Origin of the sequence: Streptomyces sp. NPDC026672, from assembly GCF_040638185.1 — a bacterium.
Lineage (GTDB): Bacteria > Actinomycetota > Actinomycetes > Streptomycetales > Streptomycetaceae > Streptomyces.
On sequence record NZ_JBEZXS010000036.1, the window covers coordinates 66,793 to 87,792 of the forward strand.

16 protein-coding genes are annotated in these 21,000 nt (G+C 71.0%); 6 read left to right on the forward strand and 10 right to left on the reverse strand.

The annotated features are described in order from the left end of the window. Nucleotides 1-65: 65 nt before the first annotated feature. Complete coding sequence (locus tag AB0F77_RS32500; protein WP_361955262.1) at nucleotides 66-1,274, reverse strand: acetate kinase; 1,209 nt, start codon at nucleotides 1,272-1,274, stop codon at nucleotides 66-68. Beyond that, a complete protein-coding gene (pta, locus tag AB0F77_RS32505) occupies nucleotides 1,271-3,361 on the reverse strand; it encodes a phosphate acetyltransferase (RefSeq protein WP_361955263.1) in 2,091 nt (696 codons plus the stop codon). The genes AB0F77_RS32500 and pta overlap by 4 nt, the downstream gene beginning before the upstream one ends. 205 nt (nucleotides 3,362-3,566) lie before the next feature. Here pta and AB0F77_RS32510 point away from each other — a divergent pair, with 205 nt between their 5' ends. After that, nucleotides 3,567-4,592, forward strand: a complete 1,026-nt coding sequence (locus AB0F77_RS32510; protein ID WP_361955264.1) for an ATP-dependent 6-phosphofructokinase — start codon at nucleotides 3,567-3,569, stop codon at nucleotides 4,590-4,592. Between the two features lie 36 nt (nucleotides 4,593-4,628). Here AB0F77_RS32510 and AB0F77_RS32515 read toward each other — a convergent pair whose 3' ends face one another. The 5 genes from AB0F77_RS32515 to AB0F77_RS32535 form a co-directional block, all read right to left on the reverse strand. Further along, nucleotides 4,629-5,468: a carbohydrate ABC transporter permease gene (locus AB0F77_RS32515; protein ID WP_361955265.1), complete on the reverse strand. Its 840-nt coding sequence runs from the start codon at nucleotides 5,466-5,468 to the stop codon at nucleotides 4,629-4,631. Nucleotides 5,469-5,476: 8 nt separating this feature from the next. Further along, on the reverse strand, nucleotides 5,477-6,337 hold the full coding sequence (locus AB0F77_RS32520) for a sugar ABC transporter permease (RefSeq protein ID WP_361955266.1): 861 nt from the start codon (nucleotides 6,335-6,337) through the stop codon (nucleotides 5,477-5,479). Continuing rightward, nucleotides 6,334-7,701 (reverse strand): extracellular solute-binding protein, encoded by a 1,368-nt coding sequence (locus AB0F77_RS32525; RefSeq protein WP_361955267.1) that lies wholly within the window; start codon nucleotides 7,699-7,701, stop codon nucleotides 6,334-6,336. Before AB0F77_RS32525 ends, AB0F77_RS32520 begins: the two co-directional genes overlap by 4 nt. Nucleotides 7,702-7,823: 122 nt before the next feature. Then, on the reverse strand, nucleotides 7,824-8,510 hold the full coding sequence (locus tag AB0F77_RS32530) for a response regulator (protein WP_361955268.1): 687 nt from the start codon (nucleotides 8,508-8,510) through the stop codon (nucleotides 7,824-7,826). After that, nucleotides 8,507-10,228 (reverse strand): sensor histidine kinase, encoded by a 1,722-nt coding sequence (locus AB0F77_RS32535; RefSeq protein WP_361955269.1) that lies wholly within the window; start codon nucleotides 10,226-10,228, stop codon nucleotides 8,507-8,509. Before AB0F77_RS32535 ends, AB0F77_RS32530 begins: the two co-directional genes overlap by 4 nt. A gap of 150 nt (nucleotides 10,229-10,378) precedes the next feature. On the opposite strand from AB0F77_RS32535, the gene AB0F77_RS32540 reads away from it, so the two are divergent. The 5 genes from AB0F77_RS32540 to AB0F77_RS32560 all read left to right on the forward strand — a co-directional run bounded on the left by AB0F77_RS32540 (nucleotide 10,379) and on the right by AB0F77_RS32560 (nucleotide 16,126). Next, on the forward strand, nucleotides 10,379-11,758 hold the full coding sequence (locus tag AB0F77_RS32540) for a cation:dicarboxylase symporter family transporter (protein ID WP_361955270.1): 1,380 nt from the start codon (nucleotides 10,379-10,381) through the stop codon (nucleotides 11,756-11,758). A 388-nt stretch (nucleotides 11,759-12,146) separates the two neighbouring features. After that, nucleotides 12,147-12,911: a DUF2127 domain-containing protein gene (locus tag AB0F77_RS32545; RefSeq protein WP_361955271.1), complete on the forward strand. Its 765-nt coding sequence runs from the start codon at nucleotides 12,147-12,149 to the stop codon at nucleotides 12,909-12,911. Between the two features lie 48 nt (nucleotides 12,912-12,959). Beyond that, a complete protein-coding gene (locus AB0F77_RS32550) occupies nucleotides 12,960-13,388 on the forward strand; it encodes a MerR family transcriptional regulator (RefSeq protein ID WP_361955272.1) in 429 nt (142 codons plus the stop codon). Continuing rightward, on the forward strand, nucleotides 13,385-13,717 hold the full coding sequence (locus AB0F77_RS32555; RefSeq protein WP_361955273.1) for a thioredoxin domain-containing protein: 333 nt from the start codon (nucleotides 13,385-13,387) through the stop codon (nucleotides 13,715-13,717). Before AB0F77_RS32550 ends, AB0F77_RS32555 begins: the two co-directional genes overlap by 4 nt. A 168-nt stretch (nucleotides 13,718-13,885) precedes the next feature. After that, nucleotides 13,886-16,126, forward strand: a complete 2,241-nt coding sequence (locus tag AB0F77_RS32560; protein WP_361955274.1) for a UvrD-helicase domain-containing protein — start codon at nucleotides 13,886-13,888, stop codon at nucleotides 16,124-16,126. On the opposite strand, the gene glgB is transcribed toward AB0F77_RS32560, so the two are convergent. From glgB to AB0F77_RS32575, 3 genes are all read right to left on the reverse strand, one after another. Further along, nucleotides 16,101-19,223 (reverse strand): 1,4-alpha-glucan branching enzyme, encoded by a 3,123-nt coding sequence (gene glgB, locus AB0F77_RS32565; protein ID WP_361955275.1) that lies wholly within the window; start codon nucleotides 19,221-19,223, stop codon nucleotides 16,101-16,103. The two genes, AB0F77_RS32560 and glgB, sit on opposite strands and share 26 nt — an antisense overlap. 31 nt (nucleotides 19,224-19,254) lie before the next feature. After that, nucleotides 19,255-20,655 carry a maltokinase gene (locus AB0F77_RS32570; RefSeq protein ID WP_361955276.1) on the reverse strand — a complete coding sequence of 467 codons (1,401 nt, stop codon included), beginning with the start codon at nucleotides 20,653-20,655 and terminating at the stop codon, nucleotides 19,255-19,257. Between the two features lie 99 nt (nucleotides 20,656-20,754). Further along, nucleotides 20,755-21,000: alpha-glucosidase C-terminal domain-containing protein (locus tag AB0F77_RS32575; RefSeq protein WP_361955277.1), on the reverse strand; the 246-nt coding region annotated here is incomplete at its 5' end.

A 21,000-nucleotide genomic window follows, 5' to 3' on the forward strand; every position in this document is an offset into this window, starting at 1 on the left:
CCTATCGGTTTGTTTCGCTACGGAATATTCCGTCTGGCGGAAGATACAAGTGAGCGGCTTTATGCTCAGCCGTTATTTCCGACCAGTGCGTAGGTCTGTGTCGCGATCTCCAGTTCCTCGTCGGTCGGCACCACCGCCACGGCCACCCGGGAGCCCTCCGGCGAGATCAGCCGCGCCCGGTCGTCGCGCACGGCGTTCAGCGCGTCGTCCACCGAGAGGCCCAGTCCCTCCAAGCCCTCGACGGCCGCCGCCCGCACCTCGTCCGCGTTCTCCCCGACCCCCGCCGTGAACACGACCGCGTCCACCCGTCCCAGTACCGCGTAATAGGCACCGATGTACTTCTTCAGGCGGTGAATGTAGATGTCGAAGGCCAGCCGCGCCTCCGCGTCCCCCTCGTCGATCCGCCGCCGGATCTCCCTCATGTCATTGTCGCCGCACAGGCCGAAGAGACCGCTTCTCTTGTTGAGAAGAGTGTCGATCTCGTCCATGGACATTCCGCCAACCCGCTGCAAATGGAAGATGACGGCCGGATCGAGGTCGCCGGAGCGCGTTCCCATCACCAGCCCCTCCAGCGGCGTGAGCCCCATGGAGGTGTCCACGCACGTCCCGCCGCGCACCGCCGAGGCCGACGCCCCGTTGCCCAGGTGCAGCACGATCACGTTCACGTCCTCCGGCGCCCGGCCCAGCAGCCTCGCGGTCTCGCGGGAGACGTACGCGTGCGAGGTGCCGTGGAAGCCGTAGCGGCGGATGCGGTGGCGGTCGGCGAGCTTCGGGTCGATGGCGTAGCGCGCCGCCGCCTCCGGCATCGTCGTGTGGAACGCCGTGTCGAAGACGGCGACCTGGGGCAGGTCGGGGCGCAGGGCCTGCGCGGTGCGGATGCCGGTGAGGTTGGCGGGGTTGTGCAGCGGCGCGACCGGGACGAGGCGCTCGATCTCGGTGAGCACCTCCTCGTCCACGACCGTCGGCTCGGTGAAGAACAGACCGCCGTGCACCACCCGGTGGCCGATCGCGGCAAGCTCCGGGGACTCCAGCCCGATGCCGTCGCGGCCCAGCTCCTCCGCCACGGCCTTGAGGGCGGCCTCGTGGTCGGCGATCGGCCCGTTCTGCTCACGGGTGTCGCCCGTGCTCACGCACGTGTGCCGGAGCCGGGAGGTCTGCTCGCCGATGCGCTCCACGAGACCGACGGCCAGCCGGCTGCGGTCACTCATGTCCAGCAGCTGGTACTTCACCGACGAGGAACCGGAGTTGAGGACGAGGACACGGCTGGGGCTCACTGCTCGGACACCTTCTGGTCGGGGATCTGGGCCTGGATCGCCGTGATGGCGACGGTGTTCACGATGTCCTGGACGAGCGCGCCCCGGGACAGGTCGTTGACGGGCTTGCGCAGCCCCTGGAGGACCGGCCCGACCGCGATCGCGCCGGCCGAACGCTGCACGGCCTTGTAGGTGTTGTTGCCCGTGTTGAGGTCCGGGAAGATCAGCACCGACGCCTGCCCGGCCACCTCGGAGCCCGGCAGTTTGGTCGCGGCGACCGTCGGCTCCACGGCCGCGTCGTACTGGATCGGGCCCTCGACCTTCAGGTCGGGCCGCCGCGAGCGCGCCAGTTCGGTGGCCTCGCGCACCTTGTCGACGTCGACGCCCGTGCCGGACGTACCGGTGGAGTACGACAGCATCGCGATCCGCGGCTCCACGCCGAAGCGCGCGGCCGTGGCCGCCGACTGGATGGCGATGTCCGCCAGCTGCTCGGCGTTCGGGTCGGGGTTGACCGCGCAGTCGCCGTAGACCAGCACCTTGTCGGCCAGGCACATGAAGAACACCGACGAGACGATCGAGGAGTCAGGTGTGGTCTTGATGATCTCGAAGGCGGGCCGGATGGTGGCGGCCGTGGAGTGCACGGAACCCGACACCATGCCGTCGGCCAGGCCCTCCTGGACCATCAGCGTGCCGAAGTAGTTCACGTCGGAGACGACGTCGTAGGCCAGCTCGACCGTCACGCCCCGGTGGGCGCGCAGCTGGGCGTACTTCTCGGCGAAGGAGTCCCGCAGTTCGGAGGTGGCCGGGTCGATCAGCTGGGTGTCGCCGAGGTCGATGCCGAGGTCGGCGGCCTTCTTGCGGATCTGGTCGAGCGGCCCGAGCAGGGTCAGGTCGCACACACCGCGGCGCAGCAGCACCTCGGCAGCGCGCAGCACCCGCTCCTCGGTGCCCTCCGGCAGGACGACCCGGCGCCGGTCGGAACGGGCCTGCTCCAGCAGCTGGTGCTCGAACATCATCGGGGTGACCCGGTCGCTGCTCGGGGTGCTCACCCGCTTGAGGAGGTCCCCGGTGTCGACGTACCGCTCGAACAGGCCGAGCGCGGTCTCCGCCTTGCGCGGGGTGGCCGCGTTCAGCTTGCCCTCCAGGGAGAACAGCCGCTCGGCGGTGGGGAAGCTGTTGCCCGGCACGGAGATGACCGGGGTGCCGGGGGCGAGGCGGGCGGCGAGGGTGAGGATCTCGTCGCTCGGCACCTCGTTCAGGGTGAGCAGCACACCGGCGATGGGCGGGGTGCTCGCGCTGTGCGCGGCGAACGAGCCGACGACCAGGTCGGCGCGGTCGCCCGGGGTCACGACCAGACAGCCCGGGGTCAGCGCGGCCAGCAGGTTGGGCAGCATGGCCCCGCCGAAGACGAAGTCGAGCGCGTCGCGGGCGAGCCCGGAGTCGTCGCCGAGCAGCACCCTGGCGTCGAGGGCCTGGCAGATCTGGGCCACCGTCGGCGCGGACAGGGCGGGCTCGTCGGGCACGACGTAGCAGGGCACCGGGAGGCGGCCGTCGACCCGCTCGGCGATCCGGTCGCGGTCCTCGCGGGCCACCCGGTTGGCGACCATGGCGAGCACGTCGCAGCCCAGGCCGGCGTAGGCCCGGTAGGCGTTGCGGATCTCGGCGCGCACGGACTCGGCGGTCTGCTTGCGGCCGCCGACGACCGGGATCACGGCGGCGCCGAACTCGTTGGCGAGCCGTGCGTTCAGGGCGAGTTCGTCGGGCAGCTGGGTGTCGGCGAAGTCGGTGCCGAGGACGAGGACCACGTCGTAGTCGCGGGCGACGGCGTGGAAGCGGTCGACGAGGGTGGACACCAGCTCGTCGGTGCCGCGCTCGGCCTGGAGGGCGGACGCCTCGTGGTAGTCCATCCCGTACACGGTCGCGGGGTCCTGGGAGAGCCGGTAGCGGGCCCGCAGCAGATCGAAGAGGTGGTCGGGTATGTGATGGACGAGCGGTCGGAAGACTCCCACCCGGTCGACCTGCCGGGTGAGGATCTCCATCACCCCCAGCTCGACGACCTGGCGGCCGTCGCCGCGGTCGATACCGGTCACGTACACGCTGCGCGTCACGCGTGCTCTCCGTTTCGTGTGAGGACGGCGTGGTTCGTCGTCGTCCGTGCACAAAAATCGCCCACCGAGGTGAGCAGAACCATCTTGACAATACCCCCGCGCGAGGTTAAGGCGCCCGCCAGGAGGGGCAGCGGCGTTCCGGGTTCCGGGCATGAAAGAATCGGTGTGGCTCACCGGTATCGAAGCGAGCAGGAGACACAGCACGATGCGCATCGGAGTTCTCACCGCAGGCGGCGACTGCCCCGGCCTGAACGCAGTGATCCGGTCGGTCGTGCACCGTGCCGTCGCGCAGTACGGCGACGAGGTCATCGGCTTCGAGGACGGCTACCGGGGACTGCTCGACGGCCACTACCGCACGCTCGACCTGGACGCGGTCAGCGGCATCCTGGCGCGCGGCGGCACCATACTCGGCTCCTCCCGGCTGGAGCGCGACCGGCTGCGCGAGGCGTGCGAGAGCGGCGCCGACATCATGCGTTCCTTCGGCATCGACGCGCTCATCCCGATCGGCGGCGAGGGCACGCTGACCGCGGCCCGGATGCTCTCCGACGCGGGTCTGCCCGTCGTCGGCGTGCCGAAGACCATCGACAACGACATCTCCTCCACCGACCGCACCTTCGGCTTCGACACCGCCGTCGGCGTGGCGACCGAGGCCATGGACCGGCTGAAGACCACCGCCGAGTCCCACCAGCGCGTGATGGTCGTCGAGGTCATGGGCCGGCACGCCGGCTGGATCGCCCTGGAGTCCGGCATGGCCGCGGGCGCCCACGGCATCTGCCTGCCCGAGCGGCCCTTCGACCCCGGCGACCTGATCAAGATGGTCGAGGAGCGCTTCGACCGCGGCAAGAAGTTCGCCGTGATCTGCGTCGCCGAGGGCGCCCACCCCGCCGAGGGCACCATGGACTACGGACACGGCGAGATCGACCAGTACGGCCACGAGCGCTTCCAGGGCATCGGCACGGCCCTCGCGTACGAGCTGGAGCGGCGCCTCGGCAAGGAGGCCAAGCCGGTCATCCTCGGCCACGTCCAGCGCGGCGGCACGCCGACCGCGTACGACCGGGTGCTCGCGACCCGCTTCGGCTGGCACGCGGTGGAGGCCGCGCACCGGGGCGAGTTCGGCCGGATGACCGCGCTGCGCGGCACCGACATCGTGATGGTGCCGCTCGCGGAGGCCGTCACGGAGCTGAAGACGGTTCCCAAGGACCGCATGGACGAGGCCGAGTCGGTCTTCTAGACGAGGCCGGGTCGGGTCTTCCGGAGCGCGGGCGGCTCACCCCTTGACGGCCCCGCCGAGGGCGAAGCCGCCGCCCATCCGGCGGGCCACCAGGACGTACAGCAGGATCACCGGTGTCGAGTAGATGACCGAGTAGGCGGCCAGCTGCCCGTAGATCACCGTGCCGTGGTTGCCGAAGAACTCGTTGATGCCGACCGAGGCCGGCATCAGGTCCGGGCTGAACAGCAGCATGAAGGGGACGAAGAAGTTCCCCCACATCATCACGAAGCTGAAGACGGTCACCACGGAGACGCCCGGCCCCATCAGCGGCAGCACGATCCGCACCAGCGACTGGAGCGCCGAGGCGCCGTCCGTCCAGGCCGCCTCCTCCAGTTCCTTCGGCACCCCGTCCATGAAGTTCTTCATCAGCCAGATCGCGAAGGGCAGCGCGGACGCGGCGAAGAACAGGATCGTGCCCTGCATGGTGTCGATGAGGTTCACCCGGACGAACAGGGCGTACACCGGCACCATGATCGCCGTGACGGGCAGGCTCGTCGCGAACAGCACGGTCAGCAGGAACGGCCGGTTGAACCGCGAGCGGAACCGGGACAGCGGATAGGCGGCGAGCGCCGCGCACACCACGGTCAGCAGGGTCGCCCCGCCGCACAGGATCAGGCTGTTGAGCAGCGGGGTGAGGGTGATGTCCGGGGTGAGGACGGCGTCGAAGTTGCCGAGCGTGACACCGTCCGGCGCCTTCACCCTGAGGTCCGCGCGCGGATCGAGGGAGGAGAGCACCACCCAGGCGAGCGGCAGCGCGAACGCGACGGCGACGCAGAGCAGTCCCGCGTCGGCCGCGAGCCGGCGGGCCGTGCGGCGGGAGGAGAGGGTCCGGGCCATGGCTGTCGTCAGACCTCCGTACGCAGCAGACGCAGATACAGGACCGAGAACAGGGAGCCGACGACGAGCAGCAGCAGGGCGACCGCCGTCGCGTAGCCGATCATGCTGTTCTGGAACGCCTGCTCGTACATGTACAGCGGCAGGGTCTGGCTGCGGTCGCCGGGCCCGCCCCGGGTCATCACCCAGATCAGCCCGAACACCGAGAGCGTCTGGAGGGTGTTGAGCATCAGGTTGGTGCCGATGGAGCGGCGGATCATCGGCAGCGTGATGTGCCACATGCGCCGCCAGCCGCCCGCGCCGTCCACCTCGGCCGCTTCCGTGACCTCCTGCGGTATCTCGTCGAGCGCGGCCGAGTAGACGAGCATCGAGAAGGCGGTGCCGCGCCAGACGTTGGCGAACGACACCGCCAGGATCGGCAGGGTGAACAGCCAGTTCTGGCGCGGCAGATGGAGGACTTCCAGGATCGCGTTGAGCGTGCCCTCGCGGCGGAAGAAGGCGTACAGCAGGAACCCGGCGACCACTTCGGGCAGCACCCACGCGGTGATCACCACCCCGCCGGTGAGGGTGCGCACCGGTCGCGACGCCCGCCGCATCAGCGTGGCCAGGGCCAGCCCCAGCGTGTTCTGGCCGACCAGGGACGACAGCACCGTGAACACCAGCGTCAGCCATACGGCGTTGAGGAACGCGTCGTCCTGGAACGCCGTGCGGAAGTTCTCGAACCCGATGAACGAGGAGTGGGCCTGGCCGGTCAGCTGGAGGTCGGTGAAGGCGATGTAGGCGCAGTAGGCGATGGGTCCGGCGAGGAAGAGGAGCAGCAGGACGACGGCCGGCGTCAGCGGCAGGACGCGGACGGCGCGGACGCGGCTCACTTCTGGATCACTTGGTCGTCGGTGGCCTTCTTCAGCGTTTCGTCGTAGTCCTCGGCGGCCTGCTCGACCGAGGAGTCACCGGTCGTCACGGACTCCATGGCCTCCTGGATGGCGGTGGAGACCTTCGGGTACGCCGGGTAGGCGGGCCGGTAGTGGGTGGTGGCGACCAGGTCGGTGAAGAACTTCAGACCGGGCTGGGCCTGGATGTACGCGGGGTCGGCGGCGACGTCCTTGCGCACGGCGATGCCGGAGTTGGCGATGTACCACTTCTGCGCGTTCGCCTTCGTCTGCATCGTCCTGATGAAGTCGAACGCGAGGTCGGGGTGGGCGGCCTTGGCCGGGATCGCCCAGGTCCAGCCGCCGGACATGCTCACGCTGCCGGGGGCCTGGCCGTGCTGGGTGGGCATGTGGGCGAGCCCCAGCCGCTTCGACCAGTCGGGCCATTCGTGGCCGCTGCCGCTGAGCCAGTCCTGGGGCAGCCAGGAGCCGTCGAGGTTGATGCCGAGCTTGCCCTGGGGGAGGAGTTCACCGCGCACCCGGGTGCCGAAGTTGGGGTCGAGGGCGTCGGCGACCTCCGGGCCCAGCTTCTCCTTGTAGACGGTCTCGACGAACCCGAGCGCGTCCTTGAACGCCTGCGTCGAGGCGATCCACTTCTTGCTGCCGCTGTCGTACAGCGGGTCCGCGCTGCCGTCGCCGGTCCCGTACAGCAGCATCTCGAAGCCCTGCATGGTGGCGGCCTCGCCCGCGGGTTTGCCCGTGTAGACGTTGAGCGGAGTGACGCCGGGGACCTTCCGCTTGATGGTGCGCGCCGCGTCGAGGACCTCGTCCCAGGTCTTCGGCTGCCAGTCGGCCGGCAGGCCCGCCTTCGCGAACACCCCCTTGTCGAACCAGAGTCCGCGGGTGTCGGTGCCGTCCGGGACGCCGTACGTCTTCCCGTCCTGGCCCTTGGCCGCCGACTTCGCGGTGTCGATGAACTGCTGCCAGTCCTGCCACTTCTCGAGGTACGGGTCGAGGGGGCGCAGATAGCCGCTGGTGATGTCCGAGTTGATGAGGAAGGTGTCCTCGTAGACCAGGTCGGGGGCGGTTCTGGGGGAGCGCAGCATCTGCTGGAGCTTGGTGTAGTACTCCGCGTCCGGGGCCTTCACGGGCACGAACTCGACCTTCTTGCCCGGGTACTGCTTCTCGAATTCCTTCTTGATGTCGGCGAGATAGGTGTCCATCACCTTGATGGAGTTGTCCGTGGACTGTTTGAAGGAGACCTTCACGGTGTCCGGATCGCTGCCGCCTCCGCCACCGCACGCGGTGAGCGCGGACGCGGCGAGGGTTGCGGACAGGAGGGCGGTGAGAGCGGCGGTGGGGCGCACGGGCAGGACCTCCTACGGGCTCACGACGGTGTGGCCTGGGTGGTTGCCCGTGTGAAGGTAGGAGGACTGGTCTAGTCAGGTCAATGAGCGTGCACAGGACAATCCTGTGGAGCAGTCCCGGCTCACTGGCCCTTGACCCAGCGGTACTGCAACTCCGGCCGCCCGACGGTCCCGTACTGGGGGCTGCGGGCGGCCCGCCCGGTGTCGACCAGGTGCTCCAGGTAACGGCGGGCCGTGATGCGGGAGATGCCGACCGCCTCCGCCGCCCCGGCCGCGGTGAGGCCGTCGCCGCAGTCGCGCAGGGTCACCGTCACCCGTTCCAGGGTCGGCGCGCTCAGCCCCTTCGGGAGGGCCGCGGGGCCCGGGGCGCGCAGGGTCGCCAGGGCCCGGTCCACCTCGTCCTGGCCGCTCGCCTCGCCCGCCGCCGCGTGGAACTCGGCGTACCGCAGCAGCCGGTCGCGCAGCGTCGCGAAGGTGAACGGCTTGAGGACGTACTGCACGACCCCGAGCGACACGCCCTCGCGCACCACGGTCAGGTCCCGGGCCGAGGTCACCGCTATCACGTCGGCGTGGTGCCCCGCCGCCCGCAGCGACCTGGCGAACTGCAGCCCGTGCACGTCCGGCAGGTGCAGGTCGAGGAGGAGCAGGTCCACCGGGGTGCGGTCCAGCAGGCGCCGCGCCTCGACGCCCGTGTGCGCCTTCCCGACCGCGACGAACCCCGGCACCCGTCCGACGTACATCAGGTGCGCGTCCGCGGCGACCGGGTCGTCCTCCACGACGAGGACGCGGATGGACGGTTCGGCCGTCATGCCTCACCTCGCGCCGCGACACGTCCGCGCGCCCCGGCCGCGGAGACCGCCGCCCCCGGGGCCTCCGATGTTTCCGGCGTCCCGGGGCCGTCCGGGGTCTCCGTGCTCGCCGTGCCCAACGGCAGCCGTACCTGGAACACGGCTCCGCCCTCGCCTTCTTCCGCGCTCTCCGCCACCGTCAGCGTCCCCTCGTGCCGGATGACGGCCTGCCGCACCAGCGCCAGCCCGAGCCCCCGTCCCGAGGGGCCCGCCGGTTTTGTCGAGAACCCCCGCTTGAATACCAGTTCGGCATGGGCGGGATCCACCCCCGTGCCGGTGTCCGTGACCCGCAGCACCAGTTCGCGGTCGTCCGCGAACGCCGTCACGGTGACCCGGGCGCGCACGCTGCCCTGGGCCGCGTCCACCGCGTTGTCGATCAGGTTGCCGAGGATGGTCACCAGGTCACGGGCGGGCAGGCTGCGCGGCAGGAGCCCGTCGTCCAGCCGGCTGTCGGGCGAGACGACCAGTTCCACGCCCCGCTCGTTGGCCTGGGCGGTCTTGCCGAGCAGCAGCGCCGCGAGCACCGGCTCGCCGACGGCGGCCACGACCTGGTCGGTGAGGGCCTGCGCCAGCTCCAGCTCGGCGGTCGCGAAGTCCACGGCCTCCTCGGCCCGGCCCAGTTCGATCAGGGAGACGACCGTGTGCAGCCGGTTCGCCGCCTCGTGGGCCTGGGAGCGCAGCGCCTGGGTGAACCCGCGCTCGGAGTCCAACTCGCCCATGAGGGACTGGAGTTCGGTGACATCGCGGAGGGTGACGACCGTGCCGCGGCGCTCACCGCCGGACACCGGTGAGGTGTTGACCACCAGCACCCGGTCGGCCGTCAGATGCACCTCGTCCACCCGGGGCTCCGACGACAGCAGCGCCCCGGTCAGCGGCGCGGGCAGCCCGATGTCCGCCACCGACCGGCCCACGACGTCCGCCTCCGCGGCGACGCCGAGCAGTTCGCGCCCGCCGTCGTTGATGAGCGCCACCCGGAACCGGCCGTCCAGCATCAGCAGCCCCTCGCGCACCGCGTGCAGGGTGGCCTGGTGGTAGTCGTGCATCCGGCTCAGCTCGGACGCGTTCATGTTGTGCGTGTGGCGGCGCAGCCGGGCGTTGACGACATACGTGCCGACCGCGCCCAGCAGCAGCGCGCCCCCGGCGACACCGATCAGCGCGGTGACCTGCTCCTGCACCCGTTCGCTGATCGCGTCGACCCTTATGCCGGCGCTGACCAGGCCGATCACCCTGCCGTTCTCCTCGACCGGGGTCACCGCGCGCACGGAGGCGCCGAGCGTGCCGGTGAACGTCTCGGTGAAGGAGTGGCCGTGCAGGGCGCTGCTGATGTGCCCGAGGAACCGTTTCCCTATCTGCCGCTCGTCCGGGTGGGTCCAGCGGATGCCGTCCGTGTTCATGATCGTCACGAAGTCGACGCCGGTGTCCCGCATGACCTGGAGGGCGTACGGCTGGAGCTCCGCCGTGGGGTCCGGCGTGTGGATCGCCTCCCGCACGGAGGGGGAGTCGGCGATGGAGCGGGCGACCGCGACGACCTGGCGGGTCGCCGCCTCCTCGGCCTGGTTGCGGTCGCTGACGTAGGTGAACAGCGCGTACCCCGTCACGACCACCGCGATGAGCACGGCCTGCATCGCGAAGAGCTGTCCGGCCAGGCTGCGCGGCCTGGGGAGATCGGGGAAACGCATGCCGTCAGTGTGCCCCGGCCGTCAAGCGTGAACTAAATGAACGGAAGGGTGACCGGCCTCACAGAGCGGGAGATAGTCACGGCATTCCTCATAACCCCGGACGTGAGCCGCACGCCGGTGATGCCGACGAAGACGTCAAGGAGGGCAGCCGTGGCCGCCGCCAGTTCCCCCGATACGGCACCTGCCGCGCCCGCCGTGAAGCGGGACCGTACCCACTATCTCTACATCGCGGTCATCGCCGCGGTTGTGCTCGGCATCGCCGTGGGCCTCATCTGGCCCGACGCCGGCGTCGAGCTCAAGCCGCTGGGCACGGGCTTCGTGAACCTGATCAAGATGATGATCTCCCCGATCATCTTCTGCACGATCGTCCTCGGCATCGGCTCCGTGCGCAAGGCCGCCAAGGTCGGCGCCGTCGGCGGCATCGCCCTCGGCTACTTCCTGGTGATGTCGCTCGTCGCGCTGGCCATCGGTCTGGTCGTCGGCAACATCCTGCACCCCGGTGACGGGCTGCACCTGACCAACGCCCTGAAGGAGACCGGCCACGCGCAGGTGTCCGACGACGCGCTGCCGCCGGTCGACTTCGTGCTGTCGATCATTCCGCTGACCTTCGTCTCCGCGTTCACCGAGGGCCAGGTCCTCCAGACGCTGCTGATCGCGCTGCTCACCGGGTTCGCGCTCCAGGCCATGGGCACCAAGGGCCAGCCGGTGCTGCGCGGCATCGAGCACATCCAGCGGCTCGTCTTCCGCATCCTCGGCATGGTCATGTGGGCCGCCCCCATCGGTGCGTTCGGCGCCATCGCCGCCGTGGTCGGCTCCGCCGGTCTCGACGCGCTCAAGAGCCTCGCCGTCCTGATGCTCGGCTTCTACATCACCTGCGTCCTGTTCGTGTTCGTCGTGCTCGGCATCCTGCTGCGGGTCATCTCCGGCCTGAACATCCTCATGCTGCTGAAGTACCTGGGCCGCGAGTTCCTGCTGATCCTGTCCACCTCCTCCTCCGAGTCCGCGCTGCCGCGGCTCATCGCGAAGATGGAGCACCTGGGCGTCAGCAAGCCGGTGGTCGGCATCACCGTTCCGACCGGCTACTCCTTCAACCTCGACGGCACGATGATCTACATGACCATGGCGTCGCTCTACATCGCGGACGCCCTGGGCACGCCGATGTCCATCGGCGAGCAGATCCCGCTGCTGCTGTTCCTGCTGCTGGCGTCCAAGGGCGCGGCCGGTGTCAGCGGCGCCGGTCTGGCCACGCTGGCCGGCGGTCTCCAGTCGCACAAGCCCGCGCTGGTCGACGGTATCGGTCTGGTCGTCGGCATCGACCGCTTCATGAGCGAGGCCCGCGCCCTGACGAACTTCGCGGGCAACGCCGTCGCCACGGTGCTGATCGGCACGTGGACCAAGGAGATCGACATGGAGCGGGTGAAGACGGTCCTCGCGGGCGGCCTGCCGTTCGACGAGAAGACGCTGCTCGACGAGCACGAGGTCTCCGACGGTTCGCGGGAAGAGGGCGAGAAGGAGCTCGCGAGCGCCTAGTCACGGGGCAGTCGGCCGCAGCTCCTTGGGGGCGCTGTAGATGGACTCCGGTTGCCCGGCTCTGCCTGAACCCGGGCCGGGTGACCGGACAGGACCTCCGGGCGGTTGTCTCCCCCCGTAGCTCAGCCGTCCGGAGTTGTTGTCCTCGCCACCAGCGCGGTGGCCTGTGAGGCGGGTACGCCCGCCGCGGTCAGAAGGGTGACCGCGGCGGAGCTGCCCGCCTCACGTGTGTCCTCCCGAGGAGCCGGCGGAGGAGAAGGAACTGGTCGACAGCGCGGCACGCTGAGCGTCCACGACCGATTCTCACCGACATCCACTAACGTGCCGTGCCGGATCGACCGGAACGGCACGTGCGGGTGTGTCGACTGTTCACGGGAGGGCACGGGGGATGGCGATCGACTGGGACCGGCGCACCTGCGCGCGCAAGGGGCACGTGACGTACGCGCCGGACGACCCCCGGCTGAGGGTGCGGCTGCACGCCAGGACCGCCCTCGGCGACGTGTGGCGCTGTCTGCGCTGCGGGGACTTCGTGCTCGGCGAACCGCACGGCTCGGGCCCCGCCGAGGACGCCCCGCTCGTGCCGCGCGGGAAGGTGCTGCGGGACCTGTTCATCCTGCGGTTCCTGGCGGTCGAGCGGGCCCTGCGCGGGGTGTTCATCGTGCTGGCCGCCGCGGCGGTGTGGAAGTTCAGCAACAGCCAGGACGCGGTCCGCCGGCTGTTCGACGAGAACCTGGACGTCTTCCGCCCGGTCTTCCGGCACTTCCACTACGACCTCGACCACTCGCCGGTCGTCGGCTCCGTCCAGAAGGCCTTCGGCTACCGGCACTCCACCCTGCTGGTGGTCGCGGGCGCCCTGCTCGCGTACGCGCTGATCGAACTCGTCGAGGCGGTGGGCCTCTGGTACGCCAAGCGCTGGGCCGAGTACCTGACGGTGGTCGCCACCGCCGCGTTCCTGCCGCTGGAGGTCTACGAACTCACCGAGCACGTCAGCGGGCTGAAGATCGCCACCCTCGTCCTCAACGTCCTCGCCGTCCTCTACATCGCCCTCGCCAAACGGCTGTTCGGACTGCGCGGCGGACGGCGGGCCTTCGACGAGGAACGCCACAGCGCCTCCCTGCTGGAGGTGGAGGAGTCCGCCGGAGTGCCCCTGTGAGCGGCCGCCCTTGCCTTGACGCCGACGTCAGGGCCTACGGTCACGGCTATGCGAATCGGTGAGCTGGCCGCACGCGCGGGGACCACGGCACGGGCGCTGCGCTACTACGAGGCCCGGGGACTGCTGCCCGCCCGGCGGGACGCGCACGGGCACCGCGCCTACGACGAGCGGGACCTGCACGTGCTGCGGCAGATCAGGACGCTGCGGGACTTCGGGTTCGACCTGGAGGAGACCCGGCCCTTCGTGGACTGCCTGCGCGCCGGGCACCCCGAGGGCGACTCCTGCCCCGCCTCGCTCGTGGTCTACCGGCGCAAGCTCGACGAGCTGGACGCGCTGATCGGCGAGCTGCGGGCGGTGCGCGCCCAGGTCGGCGCCCAGTTGGCGAAGGCCGAGCGGGCGAGGGACGAGCTGGCCGCCGAGGCGCTGGCTCCGGGAGGTCCGGAGCCCACGTGCGAACTGGGAGGGCTCGAACGATGATCAAGGCGGCCGGAGTGACCGAGGTGACGGACGCGGACTTCGCGGACGAGGTGCTCGGCTCGGCACTGCCCGTCCTGGTGGAGTTCACCGCCGACTGGTGCCCGCCCTGCCGGCAGATGGGCCCGGTGCTCGCGGCCCTCGCCGAGGAGTACGGCGACCGGCTCAAGGTGGTGCAGCTCGACGTGGACACCAACCCCCTCACCACCAACGCCCACAAGGTGCTGTCCATGCCGACGTTCCTGGTGTTCCGCGGCGGCGAACCCGTGCGCTCGATGGTCGGGGCACGGCCGAAACGACGGCTGCTGGAAGAACTCTCCGACGTCCTCTGAACGACCGCGGCACACAAGAAATCCCCCGGGCAATTGCGCCCGGGGGATTTCTTTGCGTATATTCAATGGTTCGTGACTTCAACTGCAAGAGGTCACGAAGAAGTTCAGTGAGCACAGTATATCCGGGCTGGAGCAGAATTGTCAAACACAGAATTTCCGGACGATGAATTGCGGCAGGAACAGGAATTCATCGACGGACTGTACGCGCGCGTGGACGCGCTGCGCGGAGACACCGAGACCTCCGTCGCGGACGCGCTCGCCCAGGGCCACAACCCCATGCAGGCCCGCCTCGAACGGGACATCCTGGTCGCCGAGCGGTCCGGACTGCTGGCCGCGCTCAACGCCGTGGACGGCTCGCTCTGCTTCGGCCGCATCGACCTCTCCTCCGGCACCGCCCACCACATCGGCCGCATCGGCCTGCGCGCCGAGGACACCGAGCGCACCCCGGTCCTCATCGACTGGCGCGCGGACGTCGCCCGCCCCTTCTACCTGGCCACCGGCCACACCCCGATGGGCCTGCGCCGCCGCCGGCACATCACCACCGCAGGCCGCGCGGTGACCTCGCTGCACGACGAGATCCTCGACCTCGGCGACGCCACCCGCACCGGGCACGAGGACCCCTCCGGCGACGCCGTGCTGCTGGCCGCGCTCACCTCCGCGCGCACCGGCCGCATGAGCGACATCGTGCAGACCATCCAGGCCGAACAGGACGAGATCATCCGGGCGCCCCACCGCGGAGTGCTCGTCGTCGAGGGCGGTCCGGGCACCGGCAAGACGGCGGTCGCCCTGCACCGCGCCGCCTACCTCCTGTACGAGCACCGCGAACTGCTCGCCCGGCGCGCGGTCCTCATCGTCGGCCCCAACCCGGCCTTCCTCGGCTACATCGGCGAGGTGCTGCCCTCCCTCGGCGAGACCGGCGTGCTCCTCTCGACGGTCGGCGAGCTCTTCCCCGGTGTGAGGGCCACCGCCACGGACACCCCCGAGGCCGCCGCCGTGAAGGGCCGTGCCGACATGGCCGACGTCCTCGCCCGTGTCGTCGGCGACCGGCAGACGCTGCCCGACCCGGTCCTCACCATCGAGCACGACCGCGAGGTCCTGATGCTCGACGACGGCCTGGTGAACGTCGCCCGCGAACGCACCCGGGCCGCCGGGCTGCCCCACAACGTGGCCCGCGAGCACTTCGAGGGACACATCCTCAACACCCTCACCGACATGGTCGCCGAACGCATCGGCACGGACCCCTACGACGGCTCCAACCTGCTCGACGCCAGTGACATCACCCAGATCCGCGACGAACTCGCCGAGAACGACGAGGTCTGGTCCGCCATCGACCGGCTGTGGCCACGGCTGACCCCGCAGCGGCTCGTCGCCGACTTCCTCGCCGAACCCGAGGGCCATCTGGGCGACGAGGACGCGGCCGCCGTCCGGCGCCCGGTGACCCGCGCCTGGACCGTGGCCGACGTGCCGCTGCTCGACGAGGCCGCCGAACTCCTCGGCGTGGACGAACGGGTGGTCCGGGCCCGCGCCGAACGCGAGAGGGAGACCCGGGTCGCCTACGCGCAGGGCGTGCTCGACGTGTCGTTCGCCTCCCGGACCTACGAGTTCGAGGACAAGGAGGACGACGACCCCGAGAGCTCCGAGGTGCTGTCCGCGCACGACATCATCGACGCCGAACGGTTCGCCGAACGGCACGAGGAGGACGACGTCCGCAGCGCCGCCGAGCGCGCGGCGGCCGACCGCACCTGGGCGTTCGGGCACATCATCGTCGACGAGGCGCAGGAGCTGTCGCCGATGGCGTGGCGGCTGCTCATGCGGCGCAGCCCGACCCGCTCGATGACCCTGGTCGGCGACCCCGCGCAGACCGCCGAGGCGGCGGGCGTCGGCTCGTGGGAGGAGATCCTCGCGCCGTACGTCGGGGACCGCTGGGAGCACACCCGGCTGGGCGTCAACTACCGCACCCCGTCCGAGATCATGGACCTGGCCGCGGCCGTGGTCCGCGCCGGGAACCCGGACTTCGAACCGCCGCGCTCGGTACGGTCCACCGGGGTACGGCCCTGGGTGCGGCGCGCGGACTACGACCTGCCCGGCGCGGTCGCCGAGGCCGTCGCCGAACTCACCCCCGCCGAGGGCCGGCTGGCGGTGATCGCGCCCCGCGCCCTGCACCGGCGCATCGCGGCCCGGCTCGACGGGGTCACCGCCGGCGCCGAGCCCGATCTGACGCGGACCGTGGTCCTGCTCGATCCGCGCCAGGCCAAGGGGCTGGAGTTCGACTCCGTCCTCGTGGTGGAGCCGGGCGCCTACGGCACCAGCGACCTGTACGTCGCCCTGACCCGCGCCACCCAGCGCCTCGGCGTCCTGCACACGGGCGATCTGCCCGAGGGGCTCAGGCGGGCCGCAGCCACACCGTAGCCAGGGGTGGCAGGGTCAGGCGGATGCTCGCGGGGCGGCCGTGGCTGCCCTGCGGCTCCGTCTTGACCGGGTGGGGGTTGGTGACGTCGCCGCCGCCGTAGCGGGCCGCGTCGGTGTTGAGTGCCTCGTGCCAGGCCGGGACGTCGTCGGGGACGCCCAGCCGGTAGTCGTACCGGACCACGGCGGAGAAGTTGCACACCGCGAGCAGCGGTGTGCCCTCGGCGTCGAACCGCAGGAAGGCCAGCACGTTGTCCTCGGCCGCGTCGCCCACGATCCACTGGAAGCCGGACGGATCGGTGTCGCGCTGCCACAGCGCCGGGGCGGCGCGGTACACCGCGTTCAGGTCCCGCACCAGGTCGCGCACGCCGCGGTGGTCGGCCTCGGCGCCGTAGGCCGGGTCGAGCAGCCACCAGTCCGGGCCGTGCACCTCGGACCACTCGGCACCCTGGGCGAACTCCTGCCCCATGAAGAGGAGTTGCTTGCCCGGGTGGGCCCACATGAAGCCGAGGTAGGCGCGGTGGTCGGCGCGTCGGCGCCACCAGTCGCCCGGCATCTTCGACACCAGCGACCCCTTGCCGTGCACCACCTCGTCGTGCGAGATCGGCAGCACGTAGTTCTCGCTGTACGCGTAGACCATCGAGAACGTCATCTCGTGGTGGTGGTACCTGCGGTGCACCGGCTCGTGGCTCATGTACTCCAGCGAGTCGTGCATCCAGCCCATGTTCCACTTCAGACCGAAGCCGAGCCCGCCGAAGCCGCTCGGGCCGCGGTGGTGGGTCGGCCGGGTCACCCCGTCCCAGGCGGTGGACTCCTCGGCGACGGTCACCACGCCGGGGCAGCGCCGGTAGACGGTGGCGTTCATCTCCTGGAGGAACGCCACCGCGTCCAGGTTCTCCCGCCCGCCGTGCTCGTTCGGCGTCCACTGGCCCGGCTCGCGCGAGTAGTCGAGGTAGAGCATGGAGGCGACGGCGTCCACGCGCAGTCCGTCGATGTGGAACTCCTCGCACCAGTACACGGCGTTGGCGACGAGGAAGTTGCGCACCTCACGGCGGCCGAAGTCGAACTCCAGGGTGCCCCAGTCGGGGTGCGCGGCCCGCTGCGGGTCCGCGTGCTCGTACAGCGGACGCCCGTCGAACTCGGCCAGGGCCCAGGCGTCGCGCGGGAAGTGGGCCGGCACCCAGTCCATGAGCACGCCGACGCCGGCCCGGTGCAGGGCGTCCACCAGGTACCTGAAGTCGTCGGGGGTGCCCAGCCGGGCCGTCGGCGCGTAGAAGCCGGTGACCTGGTAGCCCCAGGAGCCGCCGAAGGGGTGCTCGGCGACGGGCATCAGCTCGACGTGGGTGAAGCCCAGGTCCCGGACGTACGCGGGCAGTTGCTCGGCGAGCCGGCGGTAGGTCAGACCGGGGCGCCAGGAGGGGAGGTGGACCTCGTACACCGAGAACGGCGCCTCGTGCACGGGCACGTCCGCGCGGCGGGCCATCCACTCCGCGTCCCCCCACTCGTGCCGCGAGGACGTCACGATCGAGGAGGTCTCCGGCGGGACCTGGGTGCGGCGGGCCAGCGGGTCGGCGCGCAGGGTGCGGGAGCCGTCCGGGCGGGTGATCTCGAACTTGTACAGCTCGCCCTCGCCGAGGGCCGGCACGAACAGTTCCCAGACGCCGGAGGAGCCGAGCGAGCGCATCGGATGACCGGTGCCGTCCCAGAAGTTGAAGCCTCCGGCGATCCGCACGCCGCGTGCGTTCGGTGCCCACACCGAGAAGCGGGTGCCGGTCACGCCCTGGTGGGTCGTGGGGTGCGCGCCGAGCGCCCGCCACAGCTCCTCGTGCCGGCCCTCGCCGATCAGATGCAGGTCGAAGTCGCCGAGGGTGGGCAGGAAGCGGTACGGGTCGTGCACCTCGTGCTCGCCGTCCGCGTACGCCACCAGCAGCCGGTACTCGGGAACCTCGCGCAGCGGCAGCAGCCCCGAGAAGAACCCGTCGCCGTCGTCGTGCAGCTCGGCCCGCAGGGTGTCCGCGAGGACGGTCACGCTCCGCGCGTACGGCCGGAGGACGCGGAAGGCGACCCCGCCGGGCACGGGGTGCGCACCCAGCACGGAGTGCGGATCATGATGCCCACCACTCAGCAACCGCTCCCGATCCCCGTCCCCGAGCCGGGCCGCCTGCCCCACGACGACCTCACCGGAAGGTGCCGACACACCCTCCGCGGTTACCTCCTCCGCGGGACTTGTCCGCACGGGGGTGCTGTCCACGGCGGCCGCTTTCGCCGGGACCTTCTTCACGGCCGCCTTCTTGACGGCGGTCTTCTTCGCGGGGCCTTTCCGTACAGCGGCGGTGCCTGCGGCGGGCGCCTCCGCCGGGCCGTCCCCCGAAGCGGCGCGCTGCGGCGCGGGAGTCTTTGCCGGGGCCTTCTTCGCGGTCGTCTTCTTGGCGGCGGTCTTCTGCGCGGTGGTGGTGTTTGTGGCGGGTGCTTTCATCGGGCCGTCCCCCGAAGCGGCGCGCTGCGGCACGGCCGCCTTCGCGGGGGCCTTCTTCGCCCCCGTCTTCCCGGTGGCGCCCGTGCCGGTGGTCGCCCTGGCCGCGGCGCCGGGCTCGGCGGCGGCCTTCTTCGCGGCCGCCTTCCGGACCGTGGCCTTCTTGGTGGCGGTCGCCCCGGCCGCCGACTTCTTGGCGGTCGTCTTCTTCGCCGTGGCCTTCTCGGCTGTCCTCTTCTTGGCCGTGGCCTTCTCGACCGGTGCCGTCTTCGCCGCGGGTGTCCCGCCGGCGGGCGCCTGGGGTGCGGTCTCCTTAGCGGTCGCCGTCTTCTCCGCAGTGGCCTTCTTCGGTGCCGTCTTCTTCGGGCTCGACTTCTCGGTCGGTGCTGCCTTCGGGTTCGCCTTCTTCGGCGTGGCCCTCTTCGCGGTCGGTTTCCCTGCGTCGGCCGGGGTGGTCTGTTTCGGTACGGGTGTCTTCGTCTTCGGCTTTTCGGCGGCAGCCTGTTGCGGCACCGTCACCTTCGTCACGGTCTGCGCGGCTGCCGGCTTCTTCTCGGTGGCGCTGTTCTCCACTTCCGGTTCCGTCTTCTTCGGGTCAGGACCGGTGGACGGGGGACGGCGGGTCACGGGCGGAGCCTCCTCGGCGAGGGTGAGCGGGTCAGTGCTGGTCGGACAGGGCGAGACGGCGCACGGCGGACAGCGGAACCGGAAGCCAGTCCGGACGGTGACGGGCCTCGTACACGACCTCGTACACCGCCTTGTCGGTCTCGTACGCCCGCAGCAGCACGGGATCGGTGCGCGGATCGCTCCCCGCGACCTCGGCGTACCCCGAGCAGTACGCGGCCCGGCACGCTGCCGCCCAGCCCGGGACCGGCGGTTCCACCGAGTGCGCGGCGTAGTCGAAGGAGCGGAGCATCCCCGCGACGTCCCGCACCGGCGGCTGCGGCAGCCGCCGTTCGGCCAGCGGGCGGGCCGGCTCGCCCTCGAAGTCGATCAGCGACCACGAGCCGTCCGGCGAGCGCAGGCACTGCCCGAGGTGCAGATCGCCGTGGACACGCTGAGCGGTCCAGGTACGGCCCTCGGCGGCGAGATCCGCCAGCGCCCGGTACGCCGAGCGCAGACCGCCCTCGTACGGGCGCAGCGCCGGCACCGCCTGCACGGCCGCCGTCAGCCGCTCGGCCATGCCGTCGACCAGCGTGGTCAGCGGACCGTGGCCCAGGGTGACCGTGGGCAGCGCCCGCGCGAGCGCCACATGGACCTCGGCGGTGGCCCGGCCGAGCGCCCGCGCCTCGGCGGTGAAGTCCTCGCCCTTGGCCAGCTCCCGCAGCGCCAGTTCCCAGCCGTCCGTCGCGCCCCCGATGAACGGCTGGAGCACGGCCAGCACATAGGCGTCGTCGTCGCCGTCGACGTCGGCCCGCAGCCACGCCGTCGGCGCCGACACCCGAGCGCAGCCCTCGCGGGCCAGGGCGAGCGGCAGCTCCAGATCGGGGTTGACGCCGGGCACGACCCGCCGCAGCAGCTTGAGGATGAACGTATCTCCGTAGACGACCGACGAGTTGGACTGCTCCGCGGTCAGCAGCCGGGCGACGAGGCCCTCCCGGATCTCCTGCCCGGGGTCCCGGTCGAAGCGCAGCCCGCCGACGCGGGCCCGGGTGCGCAGCGCCTCCAGGAGCACTTCGGCGGGCCGTCGGTCGTACAGGGCGTCGTAGACGGTGAGTCCCGCCAGCGGCCCGGTCGTCACATGCCCGATCAGCGCGGGCGCCAGCCGGGGCGGCAGCGCCTCGCGCACGCCTATCAGGAGCTGGTAGCAGTCACCGGGCTGGGTGACGGCTCCCAGCACGGGTGGCTGGTGCACACGGATCAGCAGGTGGTGCAGGCCCGGCTTGCCGGTGGTGAGGGGCAGGAGTTCGGTCGCCGCGACCGTCGTGAACCCGGTCACCGGGCGCCCCTTGCCCGCGAACCAGCGCTGCCGGGGCAGCCACTCGCGCAGCAGTGGATCGAGCGACGCGAGGAGCGGGGCGGGGTTGGTGGTGCCGGAGGGTGTGACCGTTTCCGCCATGGGGCGTCACGTCCTTTCCCCGGGTCCTCGGGGTGTTCCTGATGGGTGCCCCGGACGGGGCGGGGGAAACCGCCCCGCCCAGGGCCTGCGAGGGGACTCTCAGACGGCGTCGTCGCGGAGCCGGAACCAGTAGAAGCCGTGACCCGCGAGAGTGAGCAGATACGGCAGTTCGCCGATCGCCGGGAACCGCACACCGCCGAACAGCTCCACCGGGTGCCGCCCGTTGAACTGGCTCAGGTCCAGCTCCGTCGGCTGGGCGAAGCGGGAGAAGTTGTGGACGCAGAGGACGAGGTCGTCTTCGTGTTCGCGGAGGAAGGCGAGGACGGCGGGGTTGGTGGAGTGGAG

What these genes read in the sequence shown, in the direction of transcription:
- AB0F77_RS32510 (WP_361955264.1), top strand. Translation starts at nt 3,567, where the DNA reads ATGCGCATCGGAGTTCTCACCGCAGGCGGCGACTGCCCCGGCCTGAAC.
- AB0F77_RS32515 (WP_361955265.1), bottom strand. Translation starts at nt 5,468, where the DNA reads ATGGCCCGGACCCTCTCCTCCCGCCGCACGGCCCGCCGGCTCGCGGCC.
- AB0F77_RS32530 (WP_361955268.1), bottom strand. Translation starts at nt 8,510, where the DNA reads ATGACGGCCGAACCGTCCATCCGCGTCCTCGTCGTGGAGGACGACCCG.
- AB0F77_RS32535 (WP_361955269.1), bottom strand. Translation starts at nt 10,228, where the DNA reads ATGCGTTTCCCCGATCTCCCCAGGCCGCGCAGCCTGGCCGGACAGCTC.
- AB0F77_RS32545 (WP_361955271.1), top strand. Translation starts at nt 12,147, where the DNA reads ATGGCGATCGACTGGGACCGGCGCACCTGCGCGCGCAAGGGGCACGTG.
- AB0F77_RS32550 (WP_361955272.1), top strand. Translation starts at nt 12,960, where the DNA reads ATGCGAATCGGTGAGCTGGCCGCACGCGCGGGGACCACGGCACGGGCG.
- AB0F77_RS32555 (WP_361955273.1), top strand. Translation starts at nt 13,385, where the DNA reads ATGATCAAGGCGGCCGGAGTGACCGAGGTGACGGACGCGGACTTCGCG.
- AB0F77_RS32570 (WP_361955276.1), bottom strand. Translation starts at nt 20,655, where the DNA reads ATGGCGGAAACGGTCACACCCTCCGGCACCACCAACCCCGCCCCGCTC.